At 71.7% G+C, this 18206-nt stretch carries 12 protein-coding genes; 8 read left to right on the top strand and 4 right to left on the bottom strand.

The features are described 5' to 3' along the window. Positions 1-7: 7 nt before the first annotated feature. The 3 genes from AC4D2E_RS09355 to AC4D2E_RS09345 are packed head-to-tail and all read right to left on the bottom strand — an operon-like array spanning position 8 to position 5064. On the bottom strand, positions 8-2464 hold the full coding sequence (locus AC4D2E_RS09355; protein ID WP_490952430.1) for a transglutaminase TgpA family protein: 2457 nt from the start codon (positions 2462-2464) through the stop codon (positions 8-10). After that, positions 2461-3996, bottom strand: coding sequence for a DUF58 domain-containing protein (locus tag AC4D2E_RS09350; protein WP_490952429.1), 1536 nt, complete (start codon positions 3994-3996; stop codon positions 2461-2463). Before AC4D2E_RS09350 ends, AC4D2E_RS09355 begins: the two co-directional genes overlap by 4 nt. A gap of 48 nt (positions 3997-4044) precedes the next feature. Beyond that, on the bottom strand, positions 4045-5064 hold the full coding sequence (locus tag AC4D2E_RS09345; protein ID WP_490952428.1) for an AAA family ATPase: 1020 nt from the start codon (positions 5062-5064) through the stop codon (positions 4045-4047). A 187-nt stretch (positions 5065-5251) separates the two neighbouring features. On the opposite strand from AC4D2E_RS09345, the gene AC4D2E_RS09340 reads away from it, so the two are divergent. From AC4D2E_RS09340 to AC4D2E_RS09305, 8 genes are all read left to right on the top strand, one after another. Further along, complete coding sequence (locus tag AC4D2E_RS09340; protein WP_104168407.1) at positions 5252-6211, top strand: TatD family hydrolase; 960 nt, start codon at positions 5252-5254, stop codon at positions 6209-6211. A gap of 365 nt (positions 6212-6576) precedes the next feature. Beyond that, positions 6577-7470 (top strand): 16S rRNA (adenine(1518)-N(6)/adenine(1519)-N(6))-dimethyltransferase RsmA, encoded by an 894-nt coding sequence (gene rsmA / locus AC4D2E_RS09335; RefSeq protein ID WP_104168406.1) that lies wholly within the window; start codon positions 6577-6579, stop codon positions 7468-7470. Between the two features lie 104 nt (positions 7471-7574). Continuing rightward, positions 7575-8546 carry a 4-(cytidine 5'-diphospho)-2-C-methyl-D-erythritol kinase gene (locus AC4D2E_RS09330; RefSeq protein ID WP_104168405.1) on the top strand — a complete coding sequence of 324 codons (972 nt, stop codon included), beginning with the start codon at positions 7575-7577 and terminating at the stop codon, positions 8544-8546. 36 nt (positions 8547-8582) lie between these two features. Next, positions 8583-10403, top strand: a complete 1821-nt coding sequence (locus tag AC4D2E_RS09325; RefSeq protein WP_490952427.1) for an ABC-F family ATP-binding cassette domain-containing protein — start codon at positions 8583-8585, stop codon at positions 10401-10403. Positions 10404-10931: 528 nt separating this feature from the next. Continuing rightward, on the top strand, positions 10932-12275 hold the full coding sequence (locus AC4D2E_RS09320) for a glycosyltransferase (RefSeq protein WP_258069958.1): 1344 nt from the start codon (positions 10932-10934) through the stop codon (positions 12273-12275). Beyond that, the gene (locus AC4D2E_RS09315; protein WP_490952426.1) at positions 12272-14113 is read left to right on the top strand and encodes a right-handed parallel beta-helix repeat-containing protein; all 1842 of its coding nucleotides are present in this window, start codon (positions 12272-12274) and stop codon (positions 14111-14113) included. The genes AC4D2E_RS09320 and AC4D2E_RS09315 overlap by 4 nt, the downstream gene beginning before the upstream one ends. Then, positions 14110-15195, top strand: coding sequence for a right-handed parallel beta-helix repeat-containing protein (locus AC4D2E_RS09310; protein ID WP_490952425.1), 1086 nt, complete (start codon positions 14110-14112; stop codon positions 15193-15195). The genes AC4D2E_RS09315 and AC4D2E_RS09310 overlap by 4 nt, the downstream gene beginning before the upstream one ends. A gap of 55 nt (positions 15196-15250) precedes the next feature. Further along, positions 15251-16660, top strand: a complete 1410-nt coding sequence (locus tag AC4D2E_RS09305; protein ID WP_490952424.1) for a UDP-glucose dehydrogenase family protein — start codon at positions 15251-15253, stop codon at positions 16658-16660. A 64-nt stretch (positions 16661-16724) separates the two neighbouring features. Here the strand turns inward: AC4D2E_RS09305 and AC4D2E_RS09300 are convergent, their stop codons facing one another. Further along, positions 16725-18068, bottom strand: a complete 1344-nt coding sequence (locus AC4D2E_RS09300; protein ID WP_490952423.1) for a right-handed parallel beta-helix repeat-containing protein — start codon at positions 18066-18068, stop codon at positions 16725-16727. Positions 18069-18206: the final 138 nt, after the last annotated feature.

Here is an 18206-nt window from a genome sequence, read left to right as displayed (position 1 = left end):
CGCGGAGTCAGCGGCGTTCGCTGCTCCGGAACCGGTTGAGCAGCGACTGCGGCAACAGCCGCGCCCTGACCCGGGTGGACCACGTGCTGCTCGCCCGGAGTGCCCGCGTGACGGTGTCGACGTCGTCCCAGCGGGGCCCGGCGGCCGGCCGCGTGCGGGTCGACGCCGGGGCGGGCCAGCGCCCGGGCGCCGGGACGTACCCGGGGGAGCCGGGGTTCCCGGTGCCGTGGTCCGCGTACTCCTCGAACTCGTAGGCCGTGCGCAGGCGTGAGAGGGACGTGGCGGGATCGCCCTCGAACCCGGCGTCGCGAGTGAGCCGCCCGGCGAAGGTCCGGGGTGTGTCGGTGGGTTCCAGCCGGTAGCCGTAGTCGCCGGCGATCTCCGTCGTCTCGGCCCAGGCCGCGGTCGCCGCCCTGCCGCCGGCAGTACCGTCCGTGGCACCTGCCGCGTCGCGGACGACGACGGTGCGGCGCCGGGCGCGGGTCCTCGCCGTCCGCAGGAGGAACGGCAGGAGGGCGAGCAGCACCAGGCCGAGCCCGGCCGCCACGTTCGCCACGGGTCGGGCGTCGTCCTGCGCCGCCCCGCCGCGGGCCTCCACGCCGTCCTGCGCGGCGTCCGTCGGGGCCGCCGAGGGGTCCAGCGGATCCGGGTTGCCCCCGGGGTTCAGCGCATCGGAATCGTCCGCGCGCGGCCCGACCGGCGAGAACGCCTGCTGCGCATAGGTGGGCACCACGCCACGGGACGGCGTGGGCTCGAACTGGACCCACCCCACGCCCTCGAAGTACAGCTCGGGCCACGCGTGCGCGTTGCGGGAATCGACGACGAACTCGCGGAGCTCCGTGCCCAGCGGACCCTCCTCGGTGTCGCCCGTGGGACTGCCGGGGGTGTAGCCGATCGCCACGCGGCTGGGGATGCCCGCCGCACGCGCCATGACCGCCATGGTGCCCGCGTAGTGCACGCAGTACCCGGACTTCTCCTCGAGGAAGCGGGCCATGACGTCCATGCCGTTGCCGTCGTACCCGCCGTCCACGGGGGCCTCCACCGAGTAGGAGAAGTCGGGGCTCCGCAGGTAGCTCTGGATGGCGATGGCCTTGTCGTAGGGATTCACGAACTCGTCCGTGACCTCCGCGGTCCGGGTGCGGACGATCTCCGGGGTGTCGTCCGGCAGGTCCATGAAGACCTCCGCGACGGCGTCCGGGTCCGCGGGGCCGATCACGCCGAGCCCCTCGCGCGTCAGGTCCGCGGCGCGGCTCTGCACCAGGTAGTCCTGGCGTGCCGTCGATCCGCCGTCGGTGGCGAGGATGGAGAGGTTCGCCGGATCCCAGGCCCACGCCCCGGCCAGGTTCGCCACGCCCGTCGGCGCGTAGGGGGCCACGAGCCAGGGGCTCGCATAGCTCTGCGTGCTGACGCGCGTGAACACGGTGTCGCTCGCGGGTGGGTTCTCGGGCGTGCCCGCCTCCGCCCCGATCTCGGCCACGCCCGTCTCGCGGTCGTTGATCCGCTGGTCGGGCTCCCAGCGCCTGCCGCTGAAGTCCTCGAGGGTGACCGCGCGGAGGTACAGGGGGGCGTCCGAGTTGGTGGAGTAGGTGATCCGGCCGAAGCCGGTGGGGTTGCGGAGGTCGTTGCCGAGGGTCACCGCGGGGTTCAGCCCGGTGGCGGTGCCCCACACGTTGAGCCGGGAGCCCTGCGGGAAGGCCCCGGAGTTGAACCCCGGGATGGTGAGCGGCAGGGCCATCGTCACGGCGAGGGCTGCCGCGCCGATGATCGCGCTCCGGCCCGCGAAGCCGGCGGAGGCGCGCGCACCGCCGGAGGCGAGGCGGTCCTCCCGCCGCTGCGCGAGCGCCAGGAGCAGCAGGAACGCCAGGACGGTGGCCACGAAGGCGGGCATCCCCACGCCGTCGGGCTTCACGACGGCGGGGGTGATCAGGATCGCGAAGAGCCCGAGTCCGCTGGCCGCCGGCATGCAGATGGTCGTGGAGACGAGGTCGATGACGATGGCGATGAGACCCAGGGCGGCGCACAGGACCAGCACGAGGCCCGCTCCGGGCAGCACGGGCGCCACCTGCGAGACGACGGTCTCCTCCGCCTGGGCGAGGAGGCGCTGCAGTTCGAGCGGGGTTCCCGGCCCCGGGATGACGCCGAGGATGCTCTGCCGCGGGAAGAACCGCGCCGTGAGCGCCCCGACGAGCGCGAGGAGGCCGACCAGCGCGGTGAGTGCGCCGTTCAGGCGCAGGGTCCGGGTGAGCGCCATGGCGAGGAGCACGGGGACGAGCGTCTGGAGCACGGGAAGGAGCCACGTCCACGGCTCGACGACGCCGTTGAGGCTCGTGGAGGCGGCGAGCACGGCGAGCAGCACGCTCCCCGTGACGACCCAGTGCCAGGGATCGCTCGGAGGCGCCGCCGGCGCCGGTCGCGCCGCCGGGGGAGCCGGCGACGACGCCGCACGGGGGAGGGTGGAGGTCATCCCCGCCCCCCGGGCACGGGGGCGCGTGAGGAACGCCCGGACGACGTCGCCGCGGCGGCCGGGGAGGCGTGGGCGGACGTCCGGCCGACGGCGTGTTCGAGGCCGGCCCAGACGACCGGCAGCTTCGCCGCGGGCGAGGCCGCCGTGGCATGCCAGCCGGCATCCCGCAGGATGGCGAGCTGGGGCTGCGACTCGGCGGGACGGTCGGTGGCGAGGATGGCGTAGGCCGGCGACCCGTAGTCGGACGCCGAGGCCAGGGCCCGTGCGTCCTCCGTGGTGATCAGGCCGAGGACGGCGATCAGCGGCCCGCGGTGCCGGTTCGCGGCGAGCCGGTCCAGGAGGTCGTCGCCGAAGGCGGCGTGCGGGGTCCTCGCGTGCGGGGTCTTCGGGGGAGCCTCGGAGGCGGGCCGGCGTCCACGGCGCACCGCGCTGCGCGCCGCCTCACCGGCCCGCACGGCGGTGCTGCCCGAGTGTTCGACGTGGCCCTGCGTGCGGTGCCCGGCCTCGGGCGCGAGTTCGAGCGCCGCGAGCCCCTCGGCGATGCCCTCGACGGCGCCCTGCCCGTGGTGCTCCTCCTCGGCCGGGAACGCCGCCGAGGGCGAGTGCAGGAGGGCGGGCGCCCCCTGCTGGTCCAGGAACCGCAGCGCGTAGTTGCGTTCGAGCAGGTGCGCGCTGATCGACATGGCGGCCGTGACGGCCCACTCGAAGGTCGGCGACGTGGACAGCGCGCTGTCGGCGGCGTCTCCGCCGAAGACCGCGCTGAGACCGGTGCTGAAGCTGTGGTGCCGCTGGTCCAGCAGCAGGGTGGCCTGCGGCGTGGTCACCGATTCCTCCTGCCGCACCATGAGCTCGCTGTGACGTGCCGTCGCGGCCCAGTGCACGCGCCGCAGCGAATCGCCGTACCGGTACTCGCGGGTCATGACGTCGTCGTCGCTCGGGTTGGCCTGGCGCCGGGTCGCGGCCATGCCGTCGTTGCCGCGGGATCCGGCGAGCGCCGAGACGAGCAGCTCGACCGGCGCGGGGGTGACGACCAGCGGGTCCGCCGTGCCGAGGACGTGGCGCGATCTCCCGAGGCCGAACGGATCCGTGAACTCGGCGGTGACGGGCCCGATCTCGTAGACGCCTCGCGAGGTGGAGCGGATCCGGTACTCGTAGAGGGAGACGCCGTCGCGGGTGGGTCTGCGCGAGGGGTAGCTGAACCGGGGTGCCTGGCCGAATCGCGCGGGGAGCTGCTCCTCCATGGCGATGCTCGCCCCGCCCGCGACGCTGGCCGTCAGGGAGAGCGTGACGGTCGTCGTGGAGCCGATCTCCATGGTCTGCGGCTGGAACCGGCGGCCCACCGTGAACCGCGGTTTGACGAGCCGGAGGACGACGACGGAGGCCAGCGGCAGGGCGAGCAGCAGGATCCCCACGTACAGGAGGTCCCGGCGCCCGAGGACCTGCGCGAAGAGCAGGGCGACCACGGCGGTCAGGACGAACCCCCAGCCGCGCACGGTGAGGAGGCCCGAGGGGAGCTTCTCGATGAGGTTCATCAGGGGCCGCCGGACGCTAGGAGGTGGGGGTGTCGGGACGGGGGAGTGTCATCGTCGGGGCGCCTCCCGGGCCACGGGGACGCGGGAGAGCACGTCCGCCACGATGCTCGACGCCGTCTCCCCGGCGCTCGTGGCCTTGCGGTCGAGCAGCAGACGGTGGGCGAGGACGGCGTCGGCGATCGCCGCGATGTCATCGGGGAGCACGAAGTCGCGTCCCTCCAGGGCGGCGCCGGCCTTCGCTGCCCGCAGCAACTGCAGCAGCGACCGCGGGCTCGCGCCGAGCCTCAGCCGGGGGTGCTCCCGGGTGGCGCGGCCGATGGCCACCGTGTAGTCCTTCACCGCCGGCGAGACGTACACCCCGCGGACCTGCCGCATCATCCCGGCGATGTCCTCCACGCTCGCCACCGGGCGGATGGCCGCGAGCGGTGACACGGACTGGTGGGTCTCCAGCATGTCGGCCTCCGCGCGGGCGTCGGGGTAGCCCATGGAGATCCGGGCCATGAAGCGGTCGCGCTGCGCCTCGGGGAGGGGGTAGGTACCCTCCATCTCGATCGGGTTCTGCGTCGCGACCACCATGAACGGGTCGCCGAGCAGGTGCGTGTGCCCGTCCACGGTCACCTGGTGCTCCTCCATGCATTCGAGGAGGGAGGACTGCGTCTTGGCGGAGGCGCGGTTGATCTCGTCGCCGATGACGATGTTCGCGAAGACCGGGCCGGGCCGGAACTCGAACCGACGGGAGTCCTGGTTGTAGATGGACACCCCGGTGACGTCCGAGGGCAGCAGGTCCGGGGTGAACTGGATGCGGTTCACGGTGCAGTCGATCGTCCGGGCGAGGGTCTTCGCGAGCAGGGTCTTCCCGACCCCCGGCACGTCCTCGAGGAGCAGGTGGCCCTGGGCCAGGAGGACCGTGAGGGCGAGGCGCGCGGCCTCGGGCTTGCCGTCGATCACCGTCTGGATGGAGTCGAGGATGCGCGTGGCGATGGCGTAGAAGCCCGCGGCGTCCGGGTCCGGCGTCGTCACGAGCCGTGGGTCCGCAGCCACCTCGGCGATGTTGTGCTGGACGTCCATGGCTATCCTCCATGCGTGCGGCTGCCGCGCCGAGCGGCGCCGGAGGGCCGGGATCGCTCGACACGCAGGGAATGGCAGCGGCCGTTCCGGCGCTGGGCAGGACTGGCCGAGCTGAATGATTCAACAGGTTACTAGCTCAACCTGCTTCCCGGGCAAATAGTTCCGTACCACAACTAGGCTGGGCACCATGTGTACCAGCGTGCTGCCCGTCCCCCACCCCTACGCGGTGGGGCAGACGCCTCCCGCCTACCGCGAACCGGAGGAGGCCGGGACGTCCGACGGCGCCGGGGACGGCGCCGCGGCCCGACGCCGCCGCAGGGGTGAGTACCTGCCGCTGCCGGAGCCGCTGCCGGTGCCCGTGATCGACAACCACACGCACTTCGACTTCCGGGAGGGGGCGGTGGAGGTCACCATCGGCGAGGCCCTCGACGCCGCAGCGGCCGCCGGGGTGCGGGGCGCCGTCCAGGTCGGAACGGACCTGGCGTCCTCGCGCTTCACCGCCGCCGTCGTCGAGCAGGACCGGCGGCTCCTCGGGGCGGTCGCCCTGCACCCCAACGAGGCACCCCTGCTGGCCGCCGCGGGGACGCTCGACGACGCCCTCACGGAGATCGAGCAGCTCGCCGCCGGGCCCCGCATCCGCGCGCTCGGCGAGACGGGCCTCGACTACTTCCGCACCGGTGAGGACGGCCGGGGCAGCCAGCTGGCGTCCTTCCGCAGCCACCTCGACATCGCCCGACGGCTGGGCAGGGCGCTGCAGATCCACGACCGCGAGGCGCACGACGACGTCGTGGCCACGCTGCTCTCCGACACCGCGCCGGACCGCGTGGTGCTGCACTGCTTCTCGGGCGACGCCGAGCTCGCCCGGACCTGCAACGAGCACGGCTGGTACATGTCCTTCGCGGGCACCGTGACGTTCAAGAATGCCGCGAACCTGCGCGAAGCCCTCCTCGTGGCCGATCCCGCGCTCGTCCTGACGGAGACGGACGCGCCCTTCCTCACCCCGCATCCCTACCGCGGCCGGCCCAACGCCTCCTACGCCGTGCCGTACACCGTGCGCGCCATGGCGGGAATCCTCGACACCGACCTCGACGCCCTGTGCGCGCGGCTGACGGCGAACACCGAAGCCGTCTACGGCAGCTGGGACTGACCGGGAGCGGGCCGCCCCGTAGCCGAGCGCAGAAGAACGGGTGGTACCCGGACGGCACCCGAGTGTCCGCCCGGACGGCACCCGAGTGTCCGCCCGGACCACTCGGGTGGTCGGCACGCGTGCCCGGCCCCGGGCGCCTCCGTAGTGTTCAGCGGGAGGCAGAGCTGTCCGCCGTGTCGCACCGGCGCAGGTGATGCCTTCCCGCCGCCCTTCTCTTGAGACCGGAAGCCGGCGGCAAACCGGTGGTCTCCCTCCCCAGCCGGGAGATCGCCCCGCGGGTCGGCGGCGCCCGGAGCCCTTCTTGAGACCAGGGGTTCCACCAAGCGTCGCCGACTCCGGCACACCCGGACCGATACGATGGCAGGGTGACCACGTCCCCCGCCGCCGGCCCGCCGGCACCCCTCCTCGGAGCAGCGGACATCCGCCGCCTGGCAGCAGAGGTGGACATCCGGCCCACCAAGACCCTCGGGCAGAACTTCGTGATCGACGGCAACACCATCCGCAGGATCGTCGCCGCTGCGAACCTCGGCCCCGCCGAGATCGTGCTCGAGGTGGGTCCGGGCCTCGGGTCCCTCACCCTCGGCCTGCTCGACGCCGCGGAGCGCGTCGTCGCCGTCGAGATCGATCCCGTCCTCGCCGGGAAGCTGCCGGACACGATCGCCCAGTGGCGGCCCGACCGGGCGGCGGCCCTCGACGTCGTTCTCGAGGACGCCCTGCGCGTGACCTCCCTGCCGTACGCCCCGACCTCCCTCGTGGCCAATCTGCCCTACAACGTCGCCGTCCCCGTGGTCCTGAACCTGCTCGAGCGCTTCCCGTCCCTCCGCCACGGCCTCGTCATGGTGCAGGACGAGGTGGCGGACCGGCTGGCCGCGCCTCCCGGGTCGAAGACCTACGGCGTCCCGTCCGTGAAGGCCGCCTGGTACTCGAGCATGGCCAAGGCCGGGGTGATCGGCATGAACGTGTTCTGGCCGGCGCCGAAGATCGCCTCGGGCCTCGTCCGCTTCACCCGCCGGGAACCACCCGCGACGACGGCGACACGCGAGCAGGTGTTCGCCGTCATCGATGCCGCCTTCGCTCAGCGCCGCAAGACGCTGCGTGCGGCGCTCGCGGGCTGGGCCGGCAGCCCGGTCCTGGCGGAGCAGGCCCTCCGGGCGGCCGGGGTGGACCCGACCGCCCGCGGCGAGGTCCTCGACATCACGGCGTTCGCGCGCATCGCGGAGGCCCGCGCGGACGCCCCGGGCGCCGCGCCCGCGCACTGACGCCGCAGGCAGGTCACAGGCAGGCCGCGGGACACATCGCGGGACAGGTCGCAGGAGAAGTTCCAGGAGGATCCGCGGAAGACGGGTGGGTTAGGTTGGTGGGTATGGCCTCGGGCAGAACAGTCGACATGCGCTCCGGCGCCCGGTCCGTGCGCGTCAGGGCCCCGGGGAAGATCAACGTCTCCCTCGCGGTGGGCCCGCCCCGGGAGGACGGCTACCACGGGATCGCCAGCGTCTTCCTCGCGGTGTCCCTGTACGAGGAGGTCACGGCCACGGAGACGGCCGGCGACGGCATCAGCGTGAGCGTCAACAACGAGGGCACCCTGAACCTCCCCGCCGCGTCCATCCCGCTGGACCGCACCAACCTCGCGGTGCGCGCCGCGGAACTCCTCGCCGAGGTCAGCCCGGGGCGCACCGGCGTGCACCTCGACATCACCAAGCGCGTGCCCATCGCGGGCGGCATGGGCGGCGGTTCGGCGGACGCCGCCGCGGCCCTGCTCGCCTGCGACGCCCTGTGGGGCAGCGGCTTCTCCCGGGACGAGCTGGCGAAGATCGCCGTCGACCTCGGCGCCGACGTGCCGTTCGCGCTCGTCGGCGGGACCGCCGTCGGGCTCGGGGTCGGGGACCGCCTGACCCCGGCCATCTCGAAGACCCCCCTGCACTGGGTGCTCGTGACCTCCGACTACGGCCTCTCCACGCCCGAGGTGTACCGCACGCTGGACAGGATCCGCCTGCGTGAGGGCCTGGCCCCGGATCCGCAGCCGGCCATCGACCCCGCGATCCTCGGGGCCATGCGGGCCGGCGACGCCCTCCGCCTCGCCCCGCTGCTGCACAACGACCTCCAGCGTGCCTCGATCGAGCTCGCCCCGGGGCTGGGCGATATCCTTGAAACGGGGGAGGCCGCTGGTGCGCTCGCCGGGATCGTGTCCGGATCGGGTCCTACCATCGCCTTCCTCACCCAGAGTTCCGGCCACGCGGCCGAACTGGAGTCGCTCCTCGGGGCCGAGGGGCTGCAGGCGATGACCGTCCACGGTCCGGCCCACGGGGCGCGGATCGCCACAGAATCCGCGGCCTGACCGCGCACCACCGTTCCAACCGAAAGCAGTATCTCCTTGGCACACCTTCTCGGCGCCGAAAGCCTCAGCGTCGCCTTCGTCACCCGCACCATCCTGGACAACGTGTCCCTCGGCCTCGAGGCCGGCGACCGCATCGGGGTGGTGGGCCGCAACGGCGACGGCAAGTCCACCCTCATGCGGCTCCTCGCACAGCGCAGCACCCCGGATTCCGGCCGGGTGACCAAGCGGCGTGACGTCTCCGTGGGCTACCTCGACCAGTCGGACGTGCTCGACGGCGACCTCGAGGTGGGGCGCGCGATCGTCGGCGACCAGGCGGACCACGAGTGGGCGTCCAACCCGAAGATCCGCGACGTCATGGGCGGCCTCGTCTCCGAGGTGGACTGGCACGCGAAGGTGTCCTCCCTCTCCGGCGGGCAGAAGCGCCGTGTGGCCCTCGCGAAGCTGCTGATCGCCGACGACGACGTCATCATGCTCGACGAGCCCACCAACCACCTCGACGTCGAGGGTGTCGCCTGGCTGGCGCGGCATCTCCAGCAGCGCTGGCGCCCCACCGAGGGCGGCATGCTCGTGGTCACCCACGACCGCTGGTTCCTGGACGAGGTCTGCAACCACACGTGGGAGGTCCACGACGCCGTCGTGGACGACTTCGACGGCGGCTACGCGGCCTACATCCTCGCGCGCGCCGAGCGGGACCGCATGGCGTCCGTCGTCGAATCCAAGCGCGTGCAGCTCGTCAAGAAGGAACTCGCCTGGCTGCGCCGCGGCGCCCCCGCCCGCACCGCGAAGCCGAAGTTCCGCATCGAGGCCGCGAACGAGCTCATCGCCGACGTCCCCGAGCCCCGCGACTCCCTGGCCCTCAGCAAGATGGCCATGTCCCGGCTCGGCAAGGACGTCCTGGACCTCGAGGACGTCAGCCTGACGATCGACGACGGCGACGGTGCCGAGCGGACGCTGTTCGACAAGATCACGCTGCGGCTCGCGCCCGGCCAGCGGCTCGGGCTCGTGGGCGTCAACGGGTCCGGCAAGACGACGCTGCTGCGGCTCCTGAACGGCGAGCTGCAGCCCACCGCGGGGAAGCTCAAGCGGGGCAAGACGGTCCAGACCGCCGTGCTCTCGCAGGAGGTCAGGGAGCTCGACGACGTCAGCGACAGCCGCGTCATCGAGGTCATCGAGGCGGAGAAGCGCGTCTTCGCCGTCGGCGGCAAGGAGGTCTCCGCGAGCCAGCTCGTGGAGCAGCTCGGGTTCACCAACGAGAAGCAGTGGACGAGGGTCAGCGAGCTCTCCGGCGGCGAGCGCCGTCGCCTGCAGCTGCTCCGGCTGCTCGTGGGTGAGCCGAACGTACTGATGCTCGACGAGCCCACCAACGACCTCGACACCGACACCCTGTCCGCCATCGAGGACGTGCTCGACGGCTGGCCGGGCACCCTCGTGGTGGTCTCCCACGACCGCTACCTCCTCGAGCGCGTCACCGACACCCAGATGGCGCTGCTCGGTGACGGGAAGCTCCGCGACCTGCCCGGCGGCGTGGACCAGTACCTCGAGCTGCGGAATGCCGCCGGCCCGCTCACGGCCACCGGGAACGCCGCGTCCCCGGCCGTCAGCGGCGGGTCTGCCGGCAGCACGTCCGAGGCCGAGCTGCGGCAGGCCCGCAAGGACCTGACACGCATCGAGCGGCAGATCAGCAAGGTGGACGCGCAGAAGGACAAGACCCAGAAGCAGATGAACGACGCCGGCGCACGGCCCGACGCCGACTTCGAGCACATCGCGGGCCTGAACGCCCGGTTGCAGGAGCTGCAGGCGGAGATCGGGGACCTCGAAGTGCAGTGGATGGAAACCGCAGAGATCATCGGCGAATAGTCCAGTACAGGGGTCGGGTTTCATCGCGGTGATGTGCCCCACGTCGCGGAACCCCCGAGGAGCATCCTGGACGAGGCGCATAGGGGCGGCCCTCCAGAAAACAGGTAGTGGCGCGTAACGGCCACGTAACCGGGGCGACGTCGGCCTGCAACACGACGCCCCTACGGACCACGTAGGGCCGTGCGCCCTCTCCCGCCCGTTGTGGCGCCGGGAAGGGCGCACGGCCCTTTTCGATGCGCCGGAACGGCCTCCCGGAACGGCTGGCGGGTGCACCGAGGACGCCTCCGCGGCGCTCAGGTAGTCCCTCTCAGCCGAGTAGCTGTGCATCCTGTCACAGGTGGTTGCGCGGAAATAGACAGGTATCCGGCTTCCTTGCGGTCTGCCCTAGGGTCGAATCAGAAGGTGGCTGACGATCGTTCCGCTACCACCCGCGCCCGCCGCGCCGCAGCCCGCCTGCAACGCTGCCTGGCGACCCAAGCCCACTGATGTGCATCCCACCCAGTCGCTCCCGCCTGCCCAAGGACTCCTTTGCATCCTCTTCCGCTTGCCGCCACCGCCGGCACATCCCTCGATGTCGGCCTCAGCATCCTCGGCTCCCAGTGGTCGGCCTGGACCTCAGGCCTCGACTGGGCGGGCGCCGGCGCGTTCTGGGCCGAGGTCTCGCCGTACTTCCCCGTGGCCGTCGCAGGCACGATCGTCTGGGCCCTCTGGCTGTACCGGTTCATCCTGTCGCGCCGGGCGAAGCCGATCGTCACAGACCACCGCACCACCACCTCCGTGGTGGTCCCGTCCTTCCACGAGGACCCGGAGATCCTGATGAGCGCGCTCGAGTCCTGGCGAGCCCAGGGCCCGGACGAGATCATCATCGTCCTCGACGTCAAGGACCTCGACGCCTACGCCCGCATCGAGGCCCTCCAGGACCCGACGATCAAACCGATCCTCTTCCACCACGTGGGCAAGCGGTCCGCGCTCGGCGTCGGGATCCGCCTCGCGCAGTACGAGGTCCTGGTCCTCACCGACTCGGACACCTGGTGGCAGCCCGAGCTGCTGCGCAACGTCCAGATGCCCTTCATCGATCCGCTCGTCGGCGCGGTGGGGACGCACCAGACCGTCTACATGCGGGAGACGAGCGTCTGGCGGCGTGTCGCCGACTGGCTCGTCAACCTGCGCTACCTCGACTACGTGCCGGCGATGGGTGCCGCCGGTGCCGTGCCGTGCATCTCCGGCCGCACCGCGGTGTACCGCCGGTCCGCCGTCCTGCCGGTCCTCGAGCACCTCGAGAACGAGTACTTCCTCGGCAAGCGCTGCATCTCCGGCGACGACGGCCGCCTGACCTGGCTCGTCCTGGCCTCCGGGTACAAGACCGTGCACCAGTCCACGGCACGCGCCCTCTCGATGTTCCCGGCGAGCTTCAGCGCCTTCGTCAAGCAGCGCGTGCGGTGGAGCCGCAACTCCTACCGCTGCTACCTCACGGCCATCGGTACCGGCTGGCTCTGGCGTACACCCTTCATCACGAAGGTCACCGTCCTGCAGATCCTGCTCACCCCGGTGACCATGGGCCTGACCATGTTCTACCTCATCTTCAACCGGCTGGACTTCACCGTGCTCGGCATCGCCGCAGCCCTGTGCTGGCTGCTCCTGGGCCGCGGCATCCGCGGGATCTCCCACCTGCGCCGCCATCCGCGGGACATCCTCATCCTCCCGGTGCTCGCCTTCGCGGTGATCCTCGTGGCACTGCCCATCAAGCTGTACGCCTTCGCGACCATGAACAAGCAGGGCTGGCTGACCCGGCACGCGGACCAGATCGGCGGCGACGGCCAGGACGCCGTGAGCCTCGAGACCACGTCCGACACCCGGGAGGCGGTCGCATGACCGGCCGGAAACCGATCCTCCTCGGCCTCCTCGCGCTCCTGGTCGTCGCCCTCGCGGGCGCCGGCTTCCTCGCCGCGGGCAACGTCTGGGACAGATCCGAGGCGGACGCCGTCGGACGCAACGAGATCGCCGCCAACGGCAACGTCCAGGGCGAGCTGTACACGGGGGATCCCCGCAGCGAGGCCCGCATCGTGAAGAGCGAGGAGGAGCGCCTCGTCTACGTGCGCACCATCGCCTCCGCCGCCCGCTGGCGCGTCGACGGGCTCGAGGGCCCGTACCGGCTCAACACCGGGGCCACGAACACGCTCGTCCTCCCGGCACGCACCGAGCCGTACACCACGGCCGACCTCCTCGGGCTCGCCCCGGACACCTTCACCGAGCAGGCGCCGTCCACGTTCCTGCTGACCGAGAACATCGTGGTGCTGCCCGGCGCCACCCTGTCCCTCAGCGGGGACGACGGCGTGACCGTGCGCATGCGCAGCGACGAGGACGCCTTCGTCTCGATCGTCGCCCTCGGCGGCTCGCTCACCATGGCCGGGACCGAGCAGTCCGACGTCACGGTCACGAGCTGGGACGGCACCGGTGCGGACACCGACACCTCCGACGGCCGCGCCTACGTCCGCGCCATCGGCGGGCATGCCTCGTTCTCGTACGCCACGGTGTCCTCGCTGGGCTTCTGGAGCGGAAACACGGGCGGCCTCGCACTGACCGGCACCGACACGCCCGGGACGTTCCAGGAGGCCCCGGCCGCCGAAGAACCCGTGGCCCCGGCCGGCGCCCGCCTGCTGCCCGAAGCGGACCTGCAGTCGCTCGCCGACCAGACGGAGCTCGACTACAGCGTCGTCACCGCCGGCATCGACCACCTGACCGTCACGGACAACGCGTTCGGGCTCTTCATCACCAATGCCCGCGACGTCGCGATCCGCGACACCGCGATCAGCGGCAGCCTCGTGGACGGACTGGTCCTGCACCGCTCCGTCACGGACGCCACCATCACCGGGACGACGTCCTCGGACAACGCGGTGGACGGCATCGCCGTCGGACGCTCCAGCGCCCGCGTGGAACTGCAGGACATCACCGCGAGCGGCAACGGCCGCAACGGGCTCTCGCTCGACGGCCAGCCGCTCGCGGACGGCCCCAACGCCGTCGGGACCGCCGTGGTCACCTACGGCAGCAACCGCGTGGTCCGGAGCACGGTCGCGGACAACGGCCGCTACGGCATCGAACTCAGCGGCGGCCACAACCTCCGAATCACGGGCAACACCATCCGCGGCAACGAGGTCGGCATCGTCGTGAACTACGCAGCAGAAGGAGTCGGCATCATCGACAACGAGATCCGCGACCAGCGGCAGCAGGGCATCGCCGTCCGGGACACGGGCGCCCAGGCCGACATCCGCGGCAACACGATCTCCGGCACCCCCACCGGCGTATACGTCCGCGACGCCTCGGCGGCCGTCACCGGCAACATCCTGAGTTCCATCTCGAGCCACGGCGTGACCCTCGTGGGCAGCCTGCCGGACACCCGGGTCACCGGCAACGACGTCAGCGGGGACGGCACCATCCCGATCTGGGACGAGACCTCCACGGGAGCGCTGGTCGAGGAGAACGACGTCCTCAATTGGCACCCCGCCACCACCGTCCAGAGCGTCGTGAACTCCGTCTTCCAGCCGCTGACCCTCATCTGGCTGCTGCTCGGCGCCCTCCTCGTGGCCACCGCGTTCACCCGCAAGCGGCACCTGCGCGTCCGCACCATCCGCAACCCCTACGAGGAGCGGGTGCCGCTGACGGCGCTCAGCCGCGGAATCGTGCGTATCGACGACCTCCGGGACGCCCGATGACGCGCCGCGGACGAATCGTCGCACTCCTCCTCGCCGTCGTGGCCATCGCGGTGGCCGCCGTCGTCGTGGTCGTCGGCCTGAACCGGGAAGACGGCGACGGCGCGGCGCGGGATCGTGAGGACACCCAGCCCGAGACGCAACCCGAGACGAGCCAGGACGCCGCCCCCGCGCCCGCCCCGGTGGAGACGCCGGCGGAGTGCCCCGAACCGACGGTTCCCGTGGCCAACGCGACCGAGCTCGAGAACGCGCTCGACGCCGCGGAGCCGGGGGACGTCATCGCCCTCGCCCCGGGCGTCTACACGGGCAACTTCACGGCCTCGGCCACCGGGACGGCCGAGCAGCCCATCATGCTCTGCGGTTCCACGGAGAGCATCCTGGACGGCGGTACCACCGAGGACGGCTACATCCTCCACCTGGAGGACTCCGCCCACTGGGTGCTGCAGGGCTTCACGGTCCGCAACGGCCAGAAGGGGGTCATGGTGGACCAGAGCACCGACACCCTGATCACCGGCCTCACCGTCACCACCATCGGCGACGAGGCCATCCACCTGCGGAAGTTCAGCACGGACAACCGCGTCATCGGGAACACCATCAGCGACACCGGCCTGCGCAAGCCCAAGTTCGGCGAGGGCGTCTACATCGGCACGGCCGAGAGCAACTGGTGCGACATCAGCAACTGCGAGCCCGACCGTTCCGACCGCAACGAGGTCGCCGGGAACACCATCTCCGGGACCACCTCGGAGAGCGTCGACATCAAGGAGGGGACCGCCGACGGCGTCCTGCGCGCCAATACCTTCGACGGCTCCGCCCTCGTGGAGGCCGATTCCTGGGTGGACGTGAAGGGCCGCGGCTGGCTGATCGACGGCAACACCGGCGCCAACTCGCCGCAGGACGGCTTCCAGACCCACGAGATCGTGGACGGCTGGGGCACCGAGAATGTCTTCCGCGACAACGAGGCCCAGGTCAACGGACCCGGCCTCGGCTACTCGCTGAAGCCCGTGCGCGACAACGTCGTCGAATGCAGCAACACGGCCTCCGACGCCGGAGAAGGCCTGTCGAATGAACCCTGCACCTCCGGCTGACCCACCGACCGCGTTCCCCACCCCAGCTTCTCCCCACTCCAGAAAAGGACCGACCATGAGCTCTTCCCCCGAGAACCACGAGCCCGCACCGCGGGTGACCGTCATCGGCACCGGCTACCTGGGAGCAACCCACGCCGTGTGCATGGCCATCATGGGCTTCGACGTCCTCGGCGTCGACGTGGACCAGCGCAAGATCGACATGCTGACCGCCGGCAAGGTGCCGTTCTTCGAGCCGGGCCTGCCCGAGAAGCTCGAGGAGGCCCTCGCCTCTGGCCGCCTGCGCTTCAGCACGGACTTCGACGAGGCCGCCGCCTTCGGCGACGTGCACTTCATCTGCGTCGGCACCCCCCAGGCCGCCGACTCCGCCGCCGCCGACCTGCGCTACGTGGAGTCCGCGTTCACCGCCCTGGCCACGCGGATCGACCGCAAGGCCCTGCTGGTGGGGAAGTCGACCGTCCCGATCGGCACGGCCGCCCGCATCACGGAGATGGTGCAGTCCATCTCCCCGCTCGGCGCGGAACTGGAGCTCGCCTGGAACCCCGAGTTCCTCCGCGAGGGGTTCGCCGTGCAGGACACCCTGTACCCCGACCGCCTCGTCTTTGGCGTCGAATCCGCGTGGGCCGAGCAGCAGCTCCGCACCGTCTTCAAGCCGATCCTCGACCTCGACACCCCGGTGATCGTCGCCGACCTCGCGACTTCCGAGCTGGTGAAGGTCGCCGCGAACTCCTTCCTCGCCACGAAGATCTCGTTCATCAACGCCATGGCGGAGATCTGCGAGGCCACCGGGGCCGACGTCAACCACCTCGCCAAGGCGCTCAGCCTCGACGACCGCATCGGCGGCCGGTTCCTCAAGCCCGGCCTCGGCTTCGGCGGAGGCTGCCTTCCCAAGGACATCCGGGCCTTCAAGTACCGCGCCGAGGAGCTCGGCGTCGGGCAGGCGGTCAGCTTCCTCGGTGAGGTGGACTCGATCAACAACCGCCGCCGTGTGCGGACCGTGGATCTCATCCGCGAGCTGGCCGGCGGCAACCTCGACGGCGTGCGGGTCGCCGCACTGGGTGCCGCGTTCAAGCCCAACTCCGACGACGTCCGTGACGCCCCGGCGCTCGACGTCGCCCGCCTGCTCTACCTCGAGGGTGCGATCGTCAGCGTGTACGACCCGGAGGCGAACGAGAACGCCCACCGCCGTTACCCCGACCTCAACTACGTGGGCTCCATGGCAGAGGCCGTGGACCAGGCCGACGTCGTCGCCCTCCTCACGGAGTGGTCCGAGTTCCGGAACGCGGATCCTGACGCGCTCGGCGCCCTCGTGAACCACCGCCGCATCGTGGACGGGCGCCACGCCCTGGACGCCAACGACTACACGTCGAAGGGCTGGCAGTACCGCGCGCTCGGCCGTCCCGCCGAGGCCGGCACGGTCGCGCTGGCCTCGGACGTCCGCGACGAGACGCCCACGCTCGTCGGCTAGCACGCACGACGGAAGGGGCCGGGTGGGAGCGGACTCCCACCCGGCCCCTTCCGTGTCCGGCGGACTAGCGGCAGGCGATGTTGCTCAGCCCGCGGGCCGCCCCGCTCGGCTTGCACGCGATGACCGTCCTGAGGGCTGCCGACTGCACCCAGACCTCGTACCCCGGGACCCCGCCCTGCACCGTGTTGCCCGCGAAGGAGTTGCCCGTGCCCCACCCGGCGAGGACCGAGTGCACCTGGAAGGCGTCCAGTTTCGTCCCGAAGCCCGTGTTGCCCTCGATCCGGTAGCCGTTGCCCTTGACGTCCACCCAGGAGTCCGCGAAGTTGGCGCCGGATCCACCGGCATTGGTGAACGTGTTGCCGATGATCACCCCGCCCGTGGTGCCCTCCTTCACGTCGATACCCTCCGCGGACGTGTTCGTGATGCGGTTGTTCCTCACCTCGATGCGGTCGGAACGGTCGGCCACGCCCCTGGACCAGTTGCTCCTCGCACTGCCCAGGTAGATGCCTTCGCCGTACCCGGGCTGCTTGAGGCCGGTGTCGTGGATGAAGGAGTTGCGGATGGCGCCGTCGGAGCTCCCCGACCGGAAGTGCACCGCCTCGGCGCCGATGGTGCCCACGTCGACGCCGTCGATGATCGTGTTCCTCGACCCGTCCAGCACGATCCCCTTGGCCGAGGAGGCTACGGCCACCCCCGTGATGCGCCAGTGCGAACCCGTGACGTGCAGGCCGTAACCGGAGGACGTGGACCCGCTGGACAGCACGGCGCCGCGGGAGCCGCGCAGGGTGATCGGGGACGCCGCCGTGCCCGACGCCGACGCCTTGAAGGCCCCGATGTAGCGGCCGTCCCGCAGTTCGATGACCTGCCCGGGCCGTGCGTTCGCGAGGGCGGTCTTGAGCCCGGCTGCCGTCGAGACCTGCACGACGTTCGCGGGTGCGGGCGTCGAGGTCGGCTTGGGCGTCGGTTTGGGCGTCGATTTCGAGGTCGGCCTCGGCGCGGGCGCCGGCGCGGGCTTCAGTGCCGGGGTGGCGGCGGGCGCCGGGGCCGCGGGTCGGGGGGTGGCCACGGAGAAGGACACGGTGCTCTCCTGTCGACCGGCGGGCGATTCCCACCGGACCTCGAGCTTATGCGTTCCGGCCCCGACGGCCACGGGCCACGCGTAGGGAGCGGTGGTGTCCTGGCCGAGGTAGGTTCCGTCCACCTTGAACTTCACCTTGGACCCGGCGGGTGCCTCGACGGAGGCGAGGAAGGCGCCGTCGCGCTGGACGGTCCCGGCGAGAGCCTGCCCGTCGGCGCGGACGGTCGGGGGAGCGGCGGACGCGGGGGAGGCGATGAGCGAGACGGCGACGGCGGCGACGGCGGCGGCCGCCATGCGGCGGCACGCAGGCAGGCTGGAGGAGGAGAACATGTGCTGCTTTCTGGAGAGACCTTCCCGCTGATGCGGGCCAGTTCGTCAGAGGCTAGCCACACTCGCGAGCCGGTCCTAGGAGTCCCGCGCCGGCCTTGCAAGAAACAGTGGAACCTGAGGAAATGCTTGCCGATCCTT

It is taken from the genome of Arthrobacter sp. TJ-265 (assembly GCF_058269135.1).
The sequence above is the reverse complement of the archived record's forward strand: the minus strand, read 5'-3'. Positions and strand labels throughout refer to the sequence as shown.